Genomic DNA, 18,474 nt, shown 5'->3' on the forward strand with positions numbered 1-18,474 from the left:
AGTTATCTCGCAGCGTCGATGGCTTGAACGACAGTGTCACTGTTGAGAATGACAGGCAGTGGAATACCGCTTTTATAGCTCGGGCCGTAGACGATATTAAATGGCACACCAAATCGCCCATTACTTTGTAAGTATTGAGTGACACTTTCACTTGGTGTTGTCCAATCACCTTTCATCAAAACAATGTCTTCTTGCTGTAGGTGACTGTAGACAGGGTCTTGAAGGATGACGCCGATCTTGTTGGCTTTACAAGTGATACACCAATCAGCAGTCACATCAACAAACACCGTTTTGCCTTCATCAACGAGCTGAGGGATTTGCTTCGCATCCAGCTTTTGCCAAGCGAGATCGTCAACAATCGGAGTCGCCCAGTTATCAGCGGTGACACTACCGACGATCAATGCAGCACCAAACACCAAGGTTGTGGTTGCGACGATAGGAATAAGCACCTTGCGACCCAACTTACGGCCAATCCAAATCAATACTGAAATCACGATAAATAGCGACAGCAGGATAGTTGGGAATTTACCAATGAATGGGCTAAGGAGGCTTGTTAGCCATAGGCTGGTAATGAACATCATTAAGCCAAATACCAGCTTAACTTTGAACATCCACGCCCCAGGCTTTGGAAGCAATTTGGTTAGGCTTGGGAATAGCGCAAAGATCAACCAAGGCGCACTCATACCGATACCAAGCGTGATGAAGATAGCCCATAACTCTTGGTAGCTTGCTCCAAGTGCATACGCGACAGCGGTTCCTAGGAATGGCGCGCTACACGGCGTTGCTAACAGCGTTGCAAACATGCCTTGAACAAAGTGGCCTGAATGTGAGTCATCGCCTTTGGTTGCCATCCAGGTGTTTAAACCTGATGGTAGTCTGAATTCGAATAACCCAAGCAGGTTAATCGAAAACAGCAAAGTGATGCTCAGCATGAACCCGATGAACCAAACATTTTGGAACTGGATTCCCCAGCCAATGGCATTACCACCCATTTTTAGAGCGGTCATACCTAGGGCTAACAGCGCAAATGATGTAATGACACCTGAAGCAGAAGCTAAGAATGAGAGTCGAATATGACGATTAGATGCACCTTGGTTTTGAATGATGCTGTTTAATTTCATTCCTAAGACTGGCAACACACATGGCATGATGTTGAGGATCAAACCACCAATTAAAGCGAAGCCTATCATCGCCAAAAAGCCGTTGTTGCTTGTTTGGTAAGCGATCGGTTCTGAGCCAACTTTGGCCGTCATCTCTTCGGCGAAATTAGTGTCTGAAACGGTGACACTCACGTTACGGTCCGTTAAGTCGACTTCACCTATCCAGTTGCTCACATCAAATACGGCCGTCATTGTATTGTCTGTGATGTGGACGCTTGGTTGAAAGAAGAAGTCATCAATCACTTCTTGCCCGTCAATCAACACCATCGGCTTATCCCAGCCATTTTTACTTGTCAGCTGAGTAACCAGTTGCTGCTTGCTCTTGTCCCAAAATAGACCATTGACTGAAGTGCGATTAGCTTCTCGTGGAGATTGGCTCATGCCTTGGTTGAACAAGAACATCGCTTCTTCATCGAGCGCTAAAGTTTGTGGGTCAATCGGCAGTTCGATATCGTAATCGGTTAACACACAGATATTGGTACACGACGGAAAGGTAAACGATGCCCTGAATATCGCAGGCTTCGTGTTGTCTTTCAGGGATAAAGTGACAGGAAAGCTGACATGTTTTTTGTAGCCTAACGTCATGACGTCAAGCTGCTCGTAGTATTTAGGTATCGGCCAGTGCCACTCTACTGACTCAATGTTTGTTGAACCAGACCAGTCCCAGCTTGGCGGAATGCCACCTTCGCCTGGGCTGCGCCAATAGGTTTTCCAGTCGCCGTCGAGCACGACATCGAGCACGGTTTGGATCTTAGAGCCGTCATCCGACTGTTCACCCGTCGACATCATTCGCATTTTAACAGGCGGATGCTCAGGCACACTAAGCCAGCCCGTTGTCTGTGCCAAGGCGGTAAATGACGTCATAACCAAAAGGGCAGTGACTAAGGTTTTCGCGCATGTACGCATAGAGAATGCCAATGAATCGACAAACTTAGTTAGTAGTGTGTTGTACACAAATGTATCTCCAAAAAATAAATAAAAGGGTGTAGTAGCCCGGTTATTTACTCTCTAAATATACAGTGCTTTAGATGCAATCGGTGTTTTGTCGGTCGAGTAGAGCGATGATTGTCTCTAGATAATCTCGAGATGTGAGGAGGTAAGTTAAACGCAACAGCAATAATAAGTACGAATGGGATCAGCCAGCCGGTTTTTGGGGCGGCAAAGGTCAGCATTTTCGAACTTAGGCTGCATGAATTTGAATTGGGGGACGTTAACATTTTTGAGGCTTCTAAGCCGAAAACGCTGGCGTATAGAGCAGCCATTTTTTCTGAAGAAGCGATGTTGGTTTGGGGATTACTGGTTTCTGTATGAGTTTGTGTGCCAACTAGGACTGATTGGCCATTAGCGGATGCAGATAACGATACTTTCTTGACGGCCAGAGTGCTCGCCAGACAAGTTACGATAACCAGTCCGGTAAGGAAGAGCGCCCAAAGCGAATGCTTTTGTCGGCGGTTCTGTGTGGATAAGAAAAGTAGCGATGTGTTCAGCAAATTAGTCAGTAATCAAATCTGTTAGTCGTTAAAGCAAGCTCATTGAATTGTGGTTAGCTTAGATAAGTTCTCTTCGTGCCACAAGTCATAAAATGGTTAAAGTGAAACTATGTATAAATGCGGGAAACGGCAGATACACGATAAAAGACGCATAAACACCAATTCACGCGAATACGACATTGAGCTGTAGCTAAAGTTCACAACAACTGAAAGTTATCGCTAATTATTCTGTATTGAGTGGTTTATTAACTATCAGGACGGGACAGGCGATACAAAAAAGCCCAACAGATCGTCAGTGAACGTGTTGGGCTTTAATCATTGGTGCTATTGGAAAGGCTTAGTGAGTGCGGCGAGGGCCGTTACGTACCAAGTCTTTACCGTTATCAAACACCTCTTTGGTGATCCAGCGAGCAAGCAGAACTTTATGGCTGCTATTGAATACAGCAACGAAGTGACGACCATCTGAATTATTGGTTGCCATGCCTACACCTTCAACGCCTTCAAGGCCTAAACCGCCAGCTTCCACTGAAATTAGGAATTGCTCTAGTTCTTCTAGAGACTCAATAATATCAAGTTCGTTGTTCATTTTTATGCTCTCTTGCTGTGAGCCAACATCGTATTTAGGGCGCTTTAGTGCTGTGCTCGAATGAAGATATTGGCTGTTGTTCTTTGTTGGATGCGTACTCTACAGGTCATAAGAGGGGATTGGAACTCTCAAATATTAGAAGCAGGCTGATAATTTGCGAATTTTTAACATAACATACGTTTAAATGCTTGTTATCCATATTCTTTTTACTACTATTTATAGGGTCAATTTAGACAGTGATAGGAATTAATATGATGAAGGTTTGGCGTTGTCTATTGTTAATGTTGGCGTTTGTCGCATTTGGAAGTTATGCGCAGAGCGTTGAGAAAATCGCAGAAGTACAAGATCAGTTAATGCTCGATCTAGCAACATTAGAAACGGCGCATGATGCTGAAAAACCCTTTCTTGAAGATATCTTAAGGCGTAAGAACCAGGGCCTACGCGAAGAGATTTTTTCACAGCTATCGTCAGATAAAAAAGAGGGGCTGGATGTCACTCTTGCTCAGCAGGTCGAACTGCTACAAAAATTGCTGTCGTTGAATGAAACTAAAATCGTTTCAATGAGTAAAGAAAACCGTTCCGCTGAGGGTGACGCTAAAAAACGCCTTGAGTTGCGTATTCAAAAACGAATCGGAATGATGGATGTCTATTATCAGCAGCTTGCTAAGACCTTAAATTGGTCGAAAGAGCGTGGTGTTGATGTTGCTGTTCCTAAAGGTGAACTTAAAACGGCGTTAATTTCTCGTTCTAAATACCTGACTAATGCCATTCTTTACACAGACACACAGCGACAAGATCTAGAAGCGCGTTTGTCTTTTGTGAATGAAGAAGAGAAAGCGACGATTAAAAAGGAGCTTGAGCGTTTCAGCGAGCGTACTAGCGTTATGGTCGCGAGCTTAGAAGAAACCATCACGCTAATGGAACCGTTTGGCGTGGATGTGACTTCGTACAAACGTGTTTTGCTAGCGACGACAGGTGACATTAACGCCGATGTGTTGGATGTTGATGTTGCACTGGAGCTGCTCGATGGTTGGCTACGTTCGTTCAGCTCATGGGCTTTCGAAAATACCCCTTCTTTTATCGTTAAACTCGCTCTGTTTCTCGGTATTTTGTATATAACTCGCCTTATTGCTAACGTCGCTCGCAAGACCGTTCGTAAGAGTGTCTCGCACTCTAAAATGGACTTCAGCGTACTGATGCAGGATTTCTTTGTATCCATCGCATCTAAAGCAGTCGTGTTTATAGGTTTGCTGATTGCCCTGTCTCAAATAGGGATTGAGCTAGCACCACTATTAACGGGTTTCGGTGTTGCGGGTGTTATCATTGGTTTTGCATTGCAAGATACGCTGTCTAACTTTGCGTCAGGTTTGATGATCTTGATCTACCGCCCTTATGATGTGGGTGACATGGTTAAAGTTGCTGGCGTGCAAGGCACAGTAAAAGACATGAGCTTAGTATCAACAACCGTCCAAACCATTGACAACCAACGTTTGGTTATTCCGAACAACAAGATCTGGGGTGACGTTATTAACAACATCACGGCAGAACGTGTAAGACGTGTTGATATGGTTTTCGGTATTGGTTATTCAGATGATATCGATAAAGCGAAAGCGGTATTGAACGACATCATTCTTGCACACCCTCTAGTGTTGAAAAAACCAGAGCATATGATCAAGCTTCATACCTTGAATACGTCTTCTGTTGATTTCGTAGTTCGACCTTGGGTTAAGACTGATGACTATTGGGATGTGTACTGGGATGTAACGGAAACCGTAAAGAAACGCTTCGATGAAGAAGGCATCACGATTCCATTCCCTCAACGAGATGTACATATTTACAATCACGAAGAGAACTAAACGAAAGATCTAGTATGAAAAGCTATTACGAAAAAGCTAAGCATGGCTTAGAGCCATCATTCTTAATGTGATATCAAATGGACGCTGAACAAGCGTCCATTTTTATTGGCTGCCGCTTATGTTGAGCTTCATTCTTTTATGTCACTCAACCACCTTAGAATTACGTTATGATGGGGTAGGCTTAATCTGGAAAGTTGAAATCGAATGGACGATTCACAGCAAAAAACGAATACTAGAAATACAACGGTAAGAAAAGCGACGCGAATTGAAAGTGTTATGAACTCTGCGATGTGGCATTTAACTCAGAGAGACATGACGGAAAGCGAGTTAGTGGCGAAGCTCAAAGTGAAAACCGACAATCAAGAATGGATCGATGAAACGTTGAATACTTTGAAAGGCTTCGGGTATCTCAAGTCTGACCAAGTGTTTGCAGAACAATTCGTGGAACAAGCTTTCTCTGGTGAATTCGGTTCTCGATACATTGTCGAAAAACTGAAGAAGAAGGGGCTGACCGATTCAGTGATTTCTGATGCAATCCATAAAGTGTCGTTCGAAAAGTCTATTGATGAACAAACCATCTTGATAGACCGAATCAACCACTACTATTCAAGCTTTACCATGAGCCGTGAAAAGCTGGTTGCGACACTGCAAAAGCGTGGCTTTAGCTATCAACAAGTTAAGGTAGCGATTGACCAGCACCCACAAGCGCATCAACTGAAAAGTAACATTCAAATTAAGGCCGAGAAAGCCGACTTGGAAAAAGAGGTGCTCAAGTACGCTCGTAAAGGCAAGGGACTGACTGCCATTCAGCAAGAACTTAGACAACGACAAATTGACACAAGTGAACTGTCATCGCTCATCGACCGATTGATTAATGAAGAGCAGCTAGATTTCTATTCTTCGTGTATAGAACAGTTGCAGAAGAAGCCTTATGACCTAAACGATCATAAAGAACGCTCTAAGGCTTACGCGATGCTAAGTCGAAAGGGGTTCTCTTCTGACGAGATCAAATTTGCATTGAGTGAAGATAACGAATAACTAAGCCGGAAAAATTTCCTATTGTAGTATGTTGGTTTGTCCTAAGTAACTATTGGACATAAGTGAGCTATATAGATTGGTAAATTAGCGTTTAACGGATTATTTAGGGTATTGCAAAGTCGCTAATGTAATGGCTCAATTCACCTACCCACAACAATAAACTTAGACCACATACTTCTTCAAATAACGCTCGATAAACGACATCAAGCGTTAAAATTGACAAGTGTCAGTCCATTTCAGGATAGGTCATTAGGTTCACAAAACCGTCAAAACAGTATCAAGGTCTAAGCGCGACTTTGGTAAATTTGCATTGTAATCTTCATCTTTATGATGATAGCCCATCGCCAAAGCAACGTCGCATTGATAGCCACCAAGTTCCTCTTCAAACTCTTCACCAATTAGATCTGAATCAACACCTTCCATCGTTGTGGAATCGATATTTAATCGTGCCAAAGTATGTAGAGTATTACCTAATGCAAGGTAGGTTTGGGCTTTTGTCCATGCAGTTGTATCACCTGATTCACTCGTGTTTAACTCGGCAAATGCAAACCCACCAAATGCTTGTTCACGATTTGCAGGATCTAATCTACCGTCTTTAATGCTTTTATCGACAACTTTTTCATAGTCTGCACGCGTATAGCGAGTATTGTGAGCAAATAAAATAATATGTGATGCTGCATTAATGTGTGGCTGATTAAACTGGTGTTTGTTCTTGAAAGTTTTGTTCATTCGTTCTTTGGCTTCATTGCTTTCAATTATTATGAACTTCCATGGTTGAGAGTTAATTGAAGACGCTGATAGACGAATAGCCTGATAAATCACACTTAAGTCTTCTTGTGGAATACGCTTAGTCGCATCGTATCGTTTAGCAGTATAACGTTGCTCCAGATCTTTAATTATTTGGTGCGTCATATCATGCGACCTGTGTCATTTCGTTCAAGGTAAAGCTTGCTACCGCTTCTTCTGTTGCAGCCATGTATTCAGCTAAATGTGTATTACCCATATGTGCTTGCCACAGTTCGCGAGATTGCCAGTTCTCGTAGAACATAAAATGTGCTGGGTTTTCGTTATCTTGATGAAGGTCGTAGTTAATGCAGCCTTCTTCAGCACGCGTGATATCAATCAACTTTAATAGCTCTGCTTTAACCAGTTCAACTTTATCTTCGTTCGCAACAATATTTGCAACAATAGTCAATTTAGTCATCTTTATTTCCTTTATCTCTCTACTTGTTAACAACAATAATAACCCTAAAAAAACAATACCTTATTGATGTGGGTTGCTGTAAGCACTGGCAATACCAATCAGTGTAGACAAAGAATTGTCATTGATTATCTAATTATTTTTTAAACATTATCTAAAATAACTTGATAATCATAAACGTTATGCGCTTGGTCTTGTGTTTATTCGGGGTCGTTCGAATGAGATTATGGTAGGCGAGTTATTAAAAATTAAAAACAGGCTTTAATTTGAATTATTATCAAAAATAAATTGAATATGTATTGTTCTGTTGTTAAGACTGCTTTATAAATAGCAGCAACGTAGCATTTACTGCTGCCCCTTTTTCGAATGAAGGTCTCATCATGCTCTTAGAAGATTTACAGGTTATTTTGAAAGTTGCGGAGTTTCGCAGCATCACCGCAGCGGCAACCAATTTAGATATGCGTACCGCCACAGCCAGTGCAGCGGTAAAGCGCGTTGAGGCATCACTGGGCGCGGAGCTTTTTGTCCGTACAACCCGTCACTTGCGATTGTCCTCTGCTGGTGAGCGTTATTTACCTCAGTGTGAAGAAGCGCTAAAGATGCTTGAGCGGGCCAAAATGAATATGCATGAAGACTTGGGCATTATTGATGGTGAAATTCGTATCGCGCTATCGTCTGATTTGGGACGTAACCTTATTACTCCTTGGTTAGATGAGTTTTTATTGCAGTACCCGAATGTCTCACTGCGTTCAAGTATTAGCGATAGCAATATTGATTTCTACCGTGATTCTGTCGACATGGCTCTGCGCTATGGCTCACCAACCGATGCCAATATGTATGGCTTTAAAATCTGTGATGTACCGAGAGTGCTGTGTGCAAGCCCTAGCTATTTAGCGGAAAATCAAGCACCCACTCAGCCGAACGATCTACTTGAGCACAATGCGTTGTTTTATCAATTGCATGATGTGTTGCAAAATGAGTGGTTATTCAGTCATGAGGATACGACTCATAAGGTAAAACTGAAAGGCAATAGAGCTTCGAATGATGGCGATCTGGTGAGGCGTTGGTGTGTTGCTGGTAAAGGGGTGGCAATCAAATCGTGCCTTGATATGTCTGATGACCTTTTAGCAGGTCGAGTGGTGAGTATTATGAAAGAGTACAAACCAACGCCGACTGAACTCTGGTTGGTTTGCCCGAGCCGTCAGTCCATCACACCAACGGTTCGGCTGTTAAGAGATTTCTTTAGAGAGAAAACTAACGTGATACTTGAGCAATTAGCAGAAAAAGGAGTGCTATAGATACTGCCGATGACTTATAGCGTGGTGACTCCAGAGTACAACATTTTTATAGCCGTAATGAATAATACGCTATAGCTGATTTTGTAAATCAGCTCTTGAGTGATGATGTTAACCAACCAAACACCGGTTCTCACCCCCAGAAATGCAATAGGTACAAGTACGAGTGAGGTCATCAAGTTTTGTGTATCAAGCTGTCCCATATAACTGTATGGGACTATCTTAACAAAATTAAGCCCAGCGAAAAACACAACGCTGGTGCCGATAAGTTGCTCTTTAGGCAGTTTCTTGGGTAGCAAATACATGCTTGCTGGCGGCCCCCCAGCATGAGCTATCGTACTCGAAAAACCTGATAATAGGTTTAATGCATAGCCTTTGATTCGGTTAGGTGAACCTGATTGCTTCAACAATAACTTTTGCCCCAGAAAAGTCAGCGCCAATCCACCAATCATTAGTTCAACAATGTGTGTCGGAAGACTGCCCATGAAGTAAGAAGCGGCCATAACCCCTAATACCGCAAAAGGCATCATGACTTTGAGTTCGGCATAATTGCAATTTTTACGATGATAAAACAGCGCCATTAGATCCATTCCACATAAAAGTGGCAATAAAATAGCAGCAGCTTGGACAGGCGAAACACTCATTGCCATTAGTGGCACCGAGAGCATACCCAAAATTCCTCCAACACCGCCTTTTCCCATCCCATAAAAGAACACAGCAGGTATCGCAGCTAGACGGCATAACGGGTAATTATGGCAACTTCCATGGCATCAATGTATTGACGGAACTTAATGGACAATTACCACAAGATAAAGAGACATTTTTGCGTACCATTGATCATTTCATGATGATGAAAGAAAACGAGCAAAATAACTTTATTTTAGGCCGTCGCACCCACCACTATGCAACACTGAATGACATGAACAATACGCTTATGTATGACACGGTGCAGCAACAGCTAAAGCGCATAGAGCAGCAAAAACTTGGTGACCTTGAAGATATTTTTTATAGCCTTCGCCAACGCATGATTTAGACCCAAGGAGTCCGAGATGAAGAATTTAAACGACTGGTACATACAAAATGAGAACCCAAGCCATTGGTCATTTGAAAATGGGCAGTTGTCGATGCAAGTGCAAGAGGGCAATATTTTTGGCGCGGGTTCAAGTGACGTGGATAACATATTCATCCACCCCGTATCTCAGCCCAATTATAGCGCAGAAGTCACCATCACCTTAGAGCCAACCTTGCCATTTGAACAAGCTGGCTTAGGCATTTACTGGGACAACAACAACTACATCAAAATTAGCAAAGAAATGTTCATGGGCGAGCTTTCGATTGTGTTTGTTATAGAGCAAAATGGTCGGCCTGAGATCAAACAGCGCTGCTCATTTGAAGGCGCGACAGCCTCAGTTAGATTAGAAAACAATGAGGGTACTATCACAGCCTACTTGGGAGGCAATCAAAAGCAGTCTTGGCATGTCATTGGATCTGCGAAGACATTAAATGGACTAGCAAAAGGAGTGATGCTTTATACCTTCAGTGGAAGTTCAAACACACCGAATTTTGCTAAATTTAGTGAATTTCAACTAATGAGCTGAGTCAACCTGGTGTATAACAATTGGCTTTTGGTAATAGTTTTATTCTTGAAAAAGTCATGTTAACCGATAGCGCTTAGCGGGGTCGAAACACACATTGGGGCAAGAGTGTGTTTGCCATGATCATTCCCAGCAAGTATCTGTCATAGTCGTTTGTTGTCTCGCTGACTCACGTTTTTCGTCCCAAGTCTCAAGCACGAACATTGCTATTGTATGGGCTGAATGAACTGCTAATCGAGCATGACGAGGCTTTAATTTATACATAATACGTCCCTCACCGTGCGCGGAGCTAGCATGTGTACGGAAAGCACCAATACCATCAACAATCGATAGGATTCCCGATAGTACCTTTTTGAGATCGTCGTCCTGAACTAACTTAGGGTCAAAACCTAAGTCGCCACGCACAACCTTCCAAACATTTTGTAAGTCTTGCTTCTGGGGTTTGTCTAATTGTTCGTCCGCAATGTATACCTTAAATATTGATTCCAAAATGTTACATGCTGCTGATACTGATTCTCTAGGTTCAGAGTTTACGTTTGCTAGTGCCCTTGTAAATTCGGCTTCAATCGAGGGAATGTCTCTACCTTTAATTAAATCTGATAACGAGCGACTCGGAGCAGAACTACCATCAGATACAAGACCGCCAGCGATGTAAGTCAGATTGCACTGTGAAAGAATTGATTCGAGCTTTCCTTTGAATTCTTTTTTGTGATTGGTAACGTTAGTTCCCCACAATAAAACATCTTCCTCTTCTTGCTCTGGCAACTCCATGAACGTCTCAATTAGCTTACCAAGAACCTTTAGCGGGTCATCTGACTCTTTATTAATGAGCCTTAGCCACGCTTGCACTTTGACAGGTTTTGAACCTTCAGGTGGTTCTCCTGGTGCATCAGCATACAGAAAAAGATTATCTAGACTTGCATGGGTTTCAAGCGCAGCTAAATTGTTTGATAAAACCGCTATTACTGTTGCGGGAATGCTTCTTTTCATATAGCCTCTTAAATCCTTATTATTACCAGCAAACGGCGCGTGAAGTGCTGGGCAGCGCCAACTACCGTGGTTAAGTTATTGTACCGTTAGTACTTAAATGGTAAGGCACCCAGATTAACAGACATTACACAGACAAGAAAAAGTAGGTCAAACCACCACACTGTGATTTGTGAAGTTGAACGTTACTGGCAAGCAATGGGGCATTTCTGAGTTACATCGTCCCGCCAGCAAGGTTCTGGACAATTCCGTTTTAGCGAAATTGCTAATTCAGCAACACATGGATCATTAAAAGTATGGCAACGTCACTTAACTAACCCACTCAATCTTTATTAATGGAGCAGGCCAGTTCATCTTATGCGGGATGCACATTAGTTCAAATCAGTTAGCTCAAACTCACTAAATTCAGCAAAGTTGGGCACAGTGATTCTGCCGCTAAAGGTGTAAAGCATAACGCCTTGCTCGTGCCCTGATAGTGCGGCAGTGCTTATAATTGACTGCCATGTGTCGTTATCTTGCGTTCGATAATAAGCGCGAACTTTAGTGTCGCTTCTTTCAAGCTTTACCGATACTGACGACTCACCGAATAATAAGCGATGTTTAATATCAGGCTGACCATTTTGTTCTACAACAAACACCAGCGATCGCGCACCCATAAACATCTCTTTACTGATTTTTATATAGTTATCATTGTCCCAGTAAATCCCTAGTCCAGCCTGCTCGAAACTGAGGTTCGGATCTAGATTAATCGTCACCTCCGCGCTGTATTCTGGCTTGTCTACCGGATAAATAAAGATGTTTTTTACATCATTAGCGCCAGCACCAAAGATATTGCCCTCTTGAACTTGCATTGTAAGCACTTCATTTTTAAACGACCAGTGCTCTGGGTTTTCATTTTGAATCGTCCAATTATCTAGATTGTTTATCATTGCGCTGTTCCTTACTATTAGATCATACGCTGGCGGAGTTGATAGAAAATATCGTCAAGATTGCCAAGATTTTGCAGCTTAATTCGGTCTAGTTCTTTTTGTACGCTGTCATACATAAGCTGATTACGCATATCACTCAGTGTGGCGTAATAGTGCATGCGGCGACCTAAAACAAAGTTATTCTGGTCGTTTTCACTCATCATCATAAAGTGCTCAATGGTGCGCAAAAATGTCTCTTTATCTTGTGGTAATTGTCCATTAAGTTCCGTCAATACATTGATGCCATGGAAGTTGCCATAATTACCCGTTATGCCGTCTAGCTTGCTGATAAGCTGATATTGTTCTTCAAGCATCTCTCGCTCTGTTAGTGGTGTAAATTGGCCGTTTTGTACTAACTCATCCAATTCAGTTCCCGATTTAACCGCCAGCGAGAGTATGCGAATTTCGTCTGGGTTGATTTGATTCAGTAGCTCGGCCGTTGCTGCGATATGTTGCTCTGACAGTTCTTTTCCACCTAAGCCAAGGATAATGAAGGTCATCATTTTCATACCCGCTTGCTTGGCATATTCGGCTGACTTCAAGATTGATTTCGGGGTGATCCCCTTTTTCATCAGTTTTAGAACCTCGATAGATCCCGACTCCATACCGCAGTAAAGCATGTTTAGCCCAGCATCGCAGATTGCTTTCATCTCCGCTGGCGATTTTTTAGTCATGGTCTGCGCCCGGCCATAAGAGCTGATCTGTTTAAGCTCCGGAAAAGCCTCTTTCAGTGTATTGAGCACGTCAAGTAAGTCTTGGGTTTCCATGGCGAATGAGTCGCCATCTTGCAAAAAACAGCTATCAAAGGTTCTGTTTTTATAAAACGCCCTCGCCGCCCAGATATCACGCTTAATATCTTCAACCGGACGAATAGAGAACTCCATGCCTTCAAAAAGGGTGCAGAACTTACATTTATTCCACGGGCACCCTTGTGTGGTTCTGATAAGCAAACTGTCTGCTTCTGATGGTGGGCGTATTGGGCCCTGTTGAAAATGTATCTGTGACATGGCTATTTATCCAATGAATTGAAATTGATTTGGCCATCCTACGGCAAATTTTACACGGTAAAAACGCGGCATTATTTGAATTATTATCAAAAATAAATAGACAAACACCGTACACATCACCACACAACGCGATCTAATTCCCTCTTTATGGTCAGACTTAAAAATCAATTCTCAAACTAAATTTGATAATAAATCAATTTTTAGACTGTTTTTACTTTGCAATAATCACCGTAATATACACCCAAACCAACAACGCAGCACACCATCAGCTGCTTCAACTCCATACAAAGGAACACACTATGACTAAGCTAACTATCGTTGCAAACATCGTGGCCAATGAAGACAAAATCGAACTGGTAAAAGCAGAGCTGTTGAAATTAATCGACGTCACTCGTGCCGAAGACGGTTGCATCAACTATGACCTCCACCAAGACAACGAAAACCCAGCACACTTCACTTTCTACGAAAACTGGGTATCACGTGAACTTTGGCAAGCACATATGGGTAATCAACACCTTGCCGATTATATGGCAGCAACTGAAGGCTGTGTGGCTAGCTTCGTTGTAAACGAAATGACCCAAATCGCTTAAGCCAACTTTGTATTCCCCCTTATTTGAGTCAATGGCTTTAAAAGTTTTTTGCTCAAATACACTTGTTTTCATCTACGTATTTTCTTGGTTTACATATCATGATCACAGACCTTTGGTTTTATGTTGCAGCGATACCTGCCGTTTTTTTCTATGGCATGGGCAAGGGAGGGGTCGGCGGTATTTTGGGGATGCTATCGGTACCTTTGATGGCGATGAGCGTATCGCCAGTTCAAGCCGCTGCGATTTTATTACCATTATTGTGTGGTATGGATTTAATGGCGCTGTTTTACCACCGCAAGAACTGCAATTACGTCGAGCTAAAAAGTATGATGCCCTTCGCTATTTTGGGGGTGATGAGTGCTGCTTATTTTATGGGTAGTCTGTCAACATCTGTAGTTGAACTTATCATTGGGGGGCTGGCTTTGGTCTTTTTAACACAAAAGTTTCTGCTAAAGCAGGTTCAATTTAGCCACCCGATAAAGGGCTATGCCTTAAGTATGTTGTCTGGGTTTTCCAGTACAATTGCCCATGCCGGTGGCCCGCCTGCAAGCATGCATCTACTGCCAAAAAATCTGCCGAAAGAACAATTAATCGGCACCAGCGTAGTATTTTTCACGGTGCTTAATTTTATTAAGTTGATCCCATACAGCTATATGGGGCTGCTCGATATGCAAAACTTGATGACCTCGTTAGTTTTGGTGCCGATTGCGTTTTTAGGGGTTAGAGCCGGTGTGTGGATGGTGAATATCATCTCTCAAGAGTTGATTTACAAGATAAGTTATAGCGTTCTGTTTCTTACGGGAACAAAGATGCTCTATTCCGGCCTCACGGCACTTTAAATGCGATTTTAAAACCTCTTTTTCTTTTATCATAAGGTCACGTTATGTCTAACATTATCAATCTCGGGGTTACCGATTTATCTTTTCATCGCGTTACTGCATCGATAGTTAGCCATGTCTTAACTGATATGGGTTTTCAGGTGGAACGTGTCTACGCACCACATCAAGAAAATTTCCAAAATCTAAAAGCGGGCCGTATCGACATGCTCTCTTCGGCCTGGTTACCTTCAAGCCACGGTATCTATAAATCCGATGTTGAAACGGTAGAGCCTTTGTTAGAGTTAGGTTTGCACTATAAACCGTACGCTCTATGGGGGGTGCCCGATTATGTACCTGAAGAGGTTGTTTCACAAATCAGTGACCTATTAAAACCAGAAGTCGTTAAGCGCACCAACAAACACATTCAAGGTATTAACCCAGGTGCTGGCATTACCCGATTCTCTATTGAAATGATGGACCAATATGGATTAAGCGATGTGGGTTATCATTTTCACTCTGGTTCAGAAGAGGATTGCTTTGGTGCCTACGAACGTGCGGTTGAAAATAATGAGTGGGTTATTGTGCCATTGTGGAAACCACAGTTCTTGCACCACCTATTTACTATCCGTGAATTAAAAGAGCCCAAAGGATTATTGGGTAGCGTTGATCGCGCCATATTATTACTTCGACAAGAAAGATCAATCGTATTTACCCCAGTACAGTTGGCACAGCTAGATCAATTGCGCTTTTCAAATGAAATCATCGCAGAATTGGATTACAAGGTTTGCCGTGCGGGATTAGCGGTTGATGATGTGACTCGTGAGTGGTTGGACAACCATCAGTAGTTAAGACCATCACCGCTTTACTGAGGGCTGGCAATTTCCACGCCCTCACAACCTCAACAGTTAACCCAATAGAATCCCTTTGTCCTTCATTTGGATTAGAATCTGTTCGGTCTTTTCTCTAAGCATATCCCTTAATAGGCGGACGGTTGGGGTAATAGATTGTCGGCTTGGGCATATTAACCAAAGCTCAGTGGAAGTCGGTTTATAGTCTGCCATTACATTGACCACTTTCCCTGTTAGCAAGTCATCGGCCATATCGAGGCAAGACTTGATTGCTACCCCTTTCCCCGCCACACACCAGCGCCGAACGAGATCGCCATCATTAGATGCTCTGTTACCTTTCAGTTTTACCCTAATGTCCTCTTTTCCATCATTAAACAACCACTCATTTTGCAAAATATCATGTAACTGGTAAAACAGGGCATTATGTTCAAGCAGATCATCTGGCTCGGATGGAGTACCGTATTTTGCTAAATACTCCGGGCTGGCGCACAACAGCCTTGGCACATCACAAATTTTAAAACCGTACATACTCGCATCGGTTGGTGAGCCATAGCGCAGCGCCATATCAACAGAATCTCGATAAAAATCGATGTTGCTGTCACTGATACTGGAGCGAAGTGAAACGTCTGGGTAGTCCAACAAAAATTCATCAAGCCAAGGTGTGACCACATTTCGGCCCAAATCAGACGAAAGGGCGATGCGGATCTCTCCATCAATAATCCCTAGCTCTTCACGCATGTTCATTTTGGCTTTTTCAAGCATCTGCAACGCCTCTTCACACTGAGGCAAATAACGCTCGCCGGCAGAAGATAAGCGTAAATGACGAGTCGTTCGTACAAATAATTCAGCCCCTAATGATGCCTCAACACGTTTCACCGCCGCACTTGCCGTTGCCGTGCGCATATCCAGATTTGTCGCAGCAGCAGTGATGCTGCGAAACTCTGCGACTTTTAAAATGACCTGAAAATCCTCTAAGAGCATAACCGTTACCTTTTAATCAGTGTGTTAACAAAATCTGAAAATGACTATCCCTTTATATCGCACCACATGAAATATTAAAAGATTATTATCAAATTTTAATTGGTAATTATTCAATTGATAGGCTGTTTTTCATTGGCAATGTTCGCACTATTATACCTCCATACCAACAACGCAGTGCGCTAAGCACGGCACTAACTCAGAACGAAGGAAACTCCTATGACTACATTAACGATTGTTGCAAACATCAAAGCCAATGACGACAAAATTGAACTTGTGAAAGCTGAGCTACTAAAACTTATCGAGATAACTCGTGCTGAAGAAGGTTGCATCAACTATGACCTTCATCAAGACAACGACAACCCAGCGCATTTTACTTTTTATGAAAACTGGGTATCACGTGAACTTTGGCAGGCTCATATGGGCAACCAGCACCTTGCGGACTACATGACAGCAACGGAAGGCTCTGTCGCAAGCTTCACAGTCAACGAAATGACTAAGATCGCGTAACGACAAAATAAAACAAGCTTGTTATAGCACTATGCCCTGACTAAAACGGTTAGGGCATCAAAGAACACCAATGAGGCTCGACATGAAAAATATCAAAATCTTACTAACACTTGCGACTGCGATGATAGTTAACACAGCGCAAGCGGCTGATATCGAAGTGGTTGCCAAGCTTGATGGCACACGACCAGGGAACATTACAGTAACGAAGCAGGGGCGTACTTTCCTTTCTATGCAACCCCTTGATGCACCTGAACTTCGTGTTGTTGAATTGATGAAGGATGGCTCAACCAAAGCATTTCCAACCCAAGACTGGGCAGATGGTCCAGATAAAGGTGAGGTTGGTTTGGCTTCAGTAATCGGTATTGATAGTACCGATGATGGTGTTGTGTGGGTGTTAGATATGGGCAGTGAAACTTCGCCTTCGCAAATTGTTGCATGGGATACCGTCAACGATAAGCTATTTAAACGCATTGAAATTGGAAAAGACGTACAGGTCGGTAACTCTTTTTTACAGGATTTTGCATTAGATACACTGCGTAACCAGATGTACATTGCCGATACGAGTTTAGGTAATCTGTATGGCGAAGCTGCGCCTGCCTTTGTTATTGTAGATTTAAATACAGGTAAATCTCGCCGCGTTTTGCAATCAAATAAAGCACTGCTTTCACCTGAGCATGAAGTTGTGATTGATAGTTCTCGTATGGCGACAAAGCGTGAAGATGGTAGCGTTGATGCGCTTTATCTTGGTGTGAATCCAATCACTATTGATGCAAATAATGAATGGCTATATTTTGGTACAGTCAATGGTAGTGCTATCTACCGTATTCCTGCCGCTGCTCTTGCTAACACAGCGCTTAGTGAAGATGCATTGGCCGAGCAGATTGAATTTTTCAGTGAAAAACGTCCAAGTGATGGCATGATTATCGCTGATAACGGTGATATCTATGTCGGTGATATTGAGAAAAATGCTGTTGGTGTGGTGAATAAAGACGGCTACAAAATCTTTGCACAAGATGACAAGTTATTGTCATGGGCAGATGGTTTCTCTATCCAGGGTGATTACTTGTACGTCACTCAAAACTCTCTTCACTTCCACCCTGCTTTCAACGAAGGCGAAGAAGGTTCAACCAAGCCATACCATGTGCTTCGAATCAAACTTAACTAATTGATGGTCTTTATGGCGGGAGTCATTCTCTCCTGTCCTTCTTTTTCAATTCAATAGCGAGCCCATCATGAAAAATTCACGATAAAACCGAGTCGAGACCTTATCCAGATGTCTGAATTTGCCTCATCTGCTGTTGGCGGAGGTGATGTGATTGCTGACGGTAGCAAGGTTACACATCTTCAGGTTGGAACCGCGTGGTTGGTCTGTTTTTTCCGACTTGGGACACTGTCGCGATCAATCAAGGTATCAACGATGTGGCCAGAGGCGGAGGCAGTACTGATGGTATGTTAGCTCAGGAAGTGGTTGGTCATGAAGATCGCTTTATAACTTTTCCAGATCACCTTTCTTACGAAGAAGCATCAACTGTAGTGGTCAACTGATA

20 protein-coding genes are annotated in these 18,474 nt (G+C 42.8%); 11 read left to right on the forward strand and 9 right to left on the reverse strand.

What is annotated here, in order from left to right:
- Positions 1-2 precede the first annotated feature (2 nt).
- Both AB4133_RS01875 and AB4133_RS01880 read right to left on the reverse strand, forming a co-directional pair.
- On the reverse strand, positions 3-2,066 hold the full coding sequence (locus AB4133_RS01875) for a protein-disulfide reductase DsbD family protein (RefSeq protein WP_372223866.1): 2,064 nt from the start codon (positions 2,064-2,066) through the stop codon (positions 3-5).
- A gap of 921 nt (positions 2,067-2,987) precedes the next feature.
- Positions 2,988-3,236, reverse strand: coding sequence for a hypothetical protein (locus AB4133_RS01880; RefSeq protein WP_017062732.1), 249 nt, complete (start codon positions 3,234-3,236; stop codon positions 2,988-2,990).
- A gap of 251 nt (positions 3,237-3,487) precedes the next feature.
- Between AB4133_RS01880 and AB4133_RS01885 the strand changes: the two genes are divergently transcribed.
- Together AB4133_RS01885 and AB4133_RS01890 are read left to right on the forward strand one after the other, a co-directional pair.
- A complete protein-coding gene (locus AB4133_RS01885) occupies positions 3,488-5,092 on the forward strand; it encodes a mechanosensitive ion channel family protein (RefSeq protein WP_372223859.1) in 1,605 nt (534 codons plus the stop codon).
- 204 nt (positions 5,093-5,296) lie between these two features.
- Positions 5,297-6,130: a RecX family transcriptional regulator gene (locus AB4133_RS01890; protein ID WP_029236549.1), complete on the forward strand. Its 834-nt coding sequence runs from the start codon at positions 5,297-5,299 to the stop codon at positions 6,128-6,130.
- A 255-nt stretch (positions 6,131-6,385) separates the two neighbouring features.
- Here AB4133_RS01890 and AB4133_RS01895 read toward each other — a convergent pair whose 3' ends face one another.
- Together AB4133_RS01895 and AB4133_RS01900 are read right to left on the reverse strand one after the other, a co-directional pair.
- Positions 6,386-7,042: a nitroreductase family protein gene (locus AB4133_RS01895; RefSeq protein ID WP_136974670.1), complete on the reverse strand. Its 657-nt coding sequence runs from the start codon at positions 7,040-7,042 to the stop codon at positions 6,386-6,388.
- Between the two features lies 1 nt (position 7,043).
- Positions 7,044-7,334, reverse strand: a complete 291-nt coding sequence (locus AB4133_RS01900; RefSeq protein WP_136974669.1) for a putative quinol monooxygenase — start codon at positions 7,332-7,334, stop codon at positions 7,044-7,046.
- Between the two features lie 377 nt (positions 7,335-7,711).
- Between AB4133_RS01900 and AB4133_RS01905 the strand changes: the two genes are divergently transcribed.
- Positions 7,712-8,629, forward strand: a complete 918-nt coding sequence (locus AB4133_RS01905) for a LysR substrate-binding domain-containing protein (protein ID WP_372123960.1) — start codon at positions 7,712-7,714, stop codon at positions 8,627-8,629.
- A gap of 14 nt (positions 8,630-8,643) precedes the next feature.
- Here AB4133_RS01905 and AB4133_RS01910 read toward each other — a convergent pair whose 3' ends face one another.
- A complete protein-coding gene (locus AB4133_RS01910; protein ID WP_372123962.1) occupies positions 8,644-9,327 on the reverse strand; it encodes a sulfite exporter TauE/SafE family protein in 684 nt (227 codons plus the stop codon).
- Here AB4133_RS01910 and AB4133_RS01915 point away from each other — a divergent pair.
- Positions 9,270-9,659, forward strand: coding sequence for a hypothetical protein (locus AB4133_RS01915; protein WP_170962819.1), 390 nt, complete (start codon positions 9,270-9,272; stop codon positions 9,657-9,659). The genes AB4133_RS01910 and AB4133_RS01915 overlap by 58 nt on opposite strands.
- Positions 9,660-9,675: 16 nt before the next feature.
- Complete coding sequence (locus tag AB4133_RS01920; RefSeq protein ID WP_136974665.1) at positions 9,676-10,224, forward strand: DUF1349 domain-containing protein; 549 nt, start codon at positions 9,676-9,678, stop codon at positions 10,222-10,224.
- 120 nt (positions 10,225-10,344) lie between these two features.
- Here the strand turns inward: AB4133_RS01920 and AB4133_RS01925 are convergent, their stop codons facing one another.
- The 3 genes from AB4133_RS01925 to AB4133_RS01935 form a co-directional block, all read right to left on the reverse strand.
- Positions 10,345-11,211, reverse strand: coding sequence for an abortive infection family protein (locus tag AB4133_RS01925; protein WP_372223861.1), 867 nt, complete (start codon positions 11,209-11,211; stop codon positions 10,345-10,347).
- A 368-nt stretch (positions 11,212-11,579) separates the two neighbouring features.
- Positions 11,580-12,137: a DUF1349 domain-containing protein gene (locus AB4133_RS01930; RefSeq protein WP_241903042.1), complete on the reverse strand. Its 558-nt coding sequence runs from the start codon at positions 12,135-12,137 to the stop codon at positions 11,580-11,582.
- A 17-nt stretch (positions 12,138-12,154) separates the two neighbouring features.
- Entirely contained in the window at positions 12,155-13,183 is a 1,029-nt protein-coding gene (locus AB4133_RS01935) for a radical SAM protein (protein ID WP_055023927.1), read from the reverse strand.
- Between the two features lie 299 nt (positions 13,184-13,482).
- Between AB4133_RS01935 and AB4133_RS01940 the strand changes: the two genes are divergently transcribed.
- The 3 genes from AB4133_RS01940 (at position 13,483) to AB4133_RS01950 (ending at position 15,436) form a co-directional block, all read left to right on the forward strand.
- Entirely contained in the window at positions 13,483-13,773 is a 291-nt protein-coding gene (locus AB4133_RS01940) for a putative quinol monooxygenase (RefSeq protein WP_102475384.1), read from the forward strand.
- 98 nt (positions 13,774-13,871) lie between these two features.
- Positions 13,872-14,612 carry a sulfite exporter TauE/SafE family protein gene (locus AB4133_RS01945; protein WP_055026565.1) on the forward strand — a complete coding sequence of 247 codons (741 nt, stop codon included), beginning with the start codon at positions 13,872-13,874 and terminating at the stop codon, positions 14,610-14,612.
- Between the two features lie 44 nt (positions 14,613-14,656).
- Positions 14,657-15,436, forward strand: a complete 780-nt coding sequence (locus tag AB4133_RS01950; RefSeq protein WP_372223863.1) for a glycine betaine ABC transporter substrate-binding protein — start codon at positions 14,657-14,659, stop codon at positions 15,434-15,436.
- A 60-nt stretch (positions 15,437-15,496) separates the two neighbouring features.
- On the opposite strand, the gene AB4133_RS01955 is transcribed toward AB4133_RS01950, so the two are convergent.
- Positions 15,497-16,420, reverse strand: a complete 924-nt coding sequence (locus AB4133_RS01955; protein WP_102543268.1) for a LysR family transcriptional regulator — start codon at positions 16,418-16,420, stop codon at positions 15,497-15,499.
- A 216-nt stretch (positions 16,421-16,636) separates the two neighbouring features.
- On the opposite strand from AB4133_RS01955, the gene AB4133_RS01960 reads away from it, so the two are divergent.
- The 3 genes from AB4133_RS01960 (at position 16,637) to AB4133_RS01970 (ending at position 18,472) form a co-directional block, all read left to right on the forward strand.
- Positions 16,637-16,927, forward strand: a complete 291-nt coding sequence (locus tag AB4133_RS01960; RefSeq protein WP_102322248.1) for a putative quinol monooxygenase — start codon at positions 16,637-16,639, stop codon at positions 16,925-16,927.
- Between the two features lie 82 nt (positions 16,928-17,009).
- The gene (locus tag AB4133_RS01965; protein ID WP_102490407.1) at positions 17,010-18,092 is read left to right on the forward strand and encodes an L-dopachrome tautomerase-related protein; all 1,083 of its coding nucleotides are present in this window, start codon (positions 17,010-17,012) and stop codon (positions 18,090-18,092) included.
- 194 nt (positions 18,093-18,286) lie between these two features.
- The gene (locus tag AB4133_RS01970; RefSeq protein ID WP_372223864.1) at positions 18,287-18,472 is read left to right on the forward strand and encodes a hypothetical protein; all 186 of its coding nucleotides are present in this window, start codon (positions 18,287-18,289) and stop codon (positions 18,470-18,472) included.
- Positions 18,473-18,474: the final 2 nt, after the last annotated feature.

Source organism: Vibrio sp. 10N.286.52.F8 (assembly GCF_041468745.1).
Classification (GTDB): Bacteria; Pseudomonadota; Gammaproteobacteria; order Enterobacterales; family Vibrionaceae; genus Vibrio; species Vibrio crassostreae_C.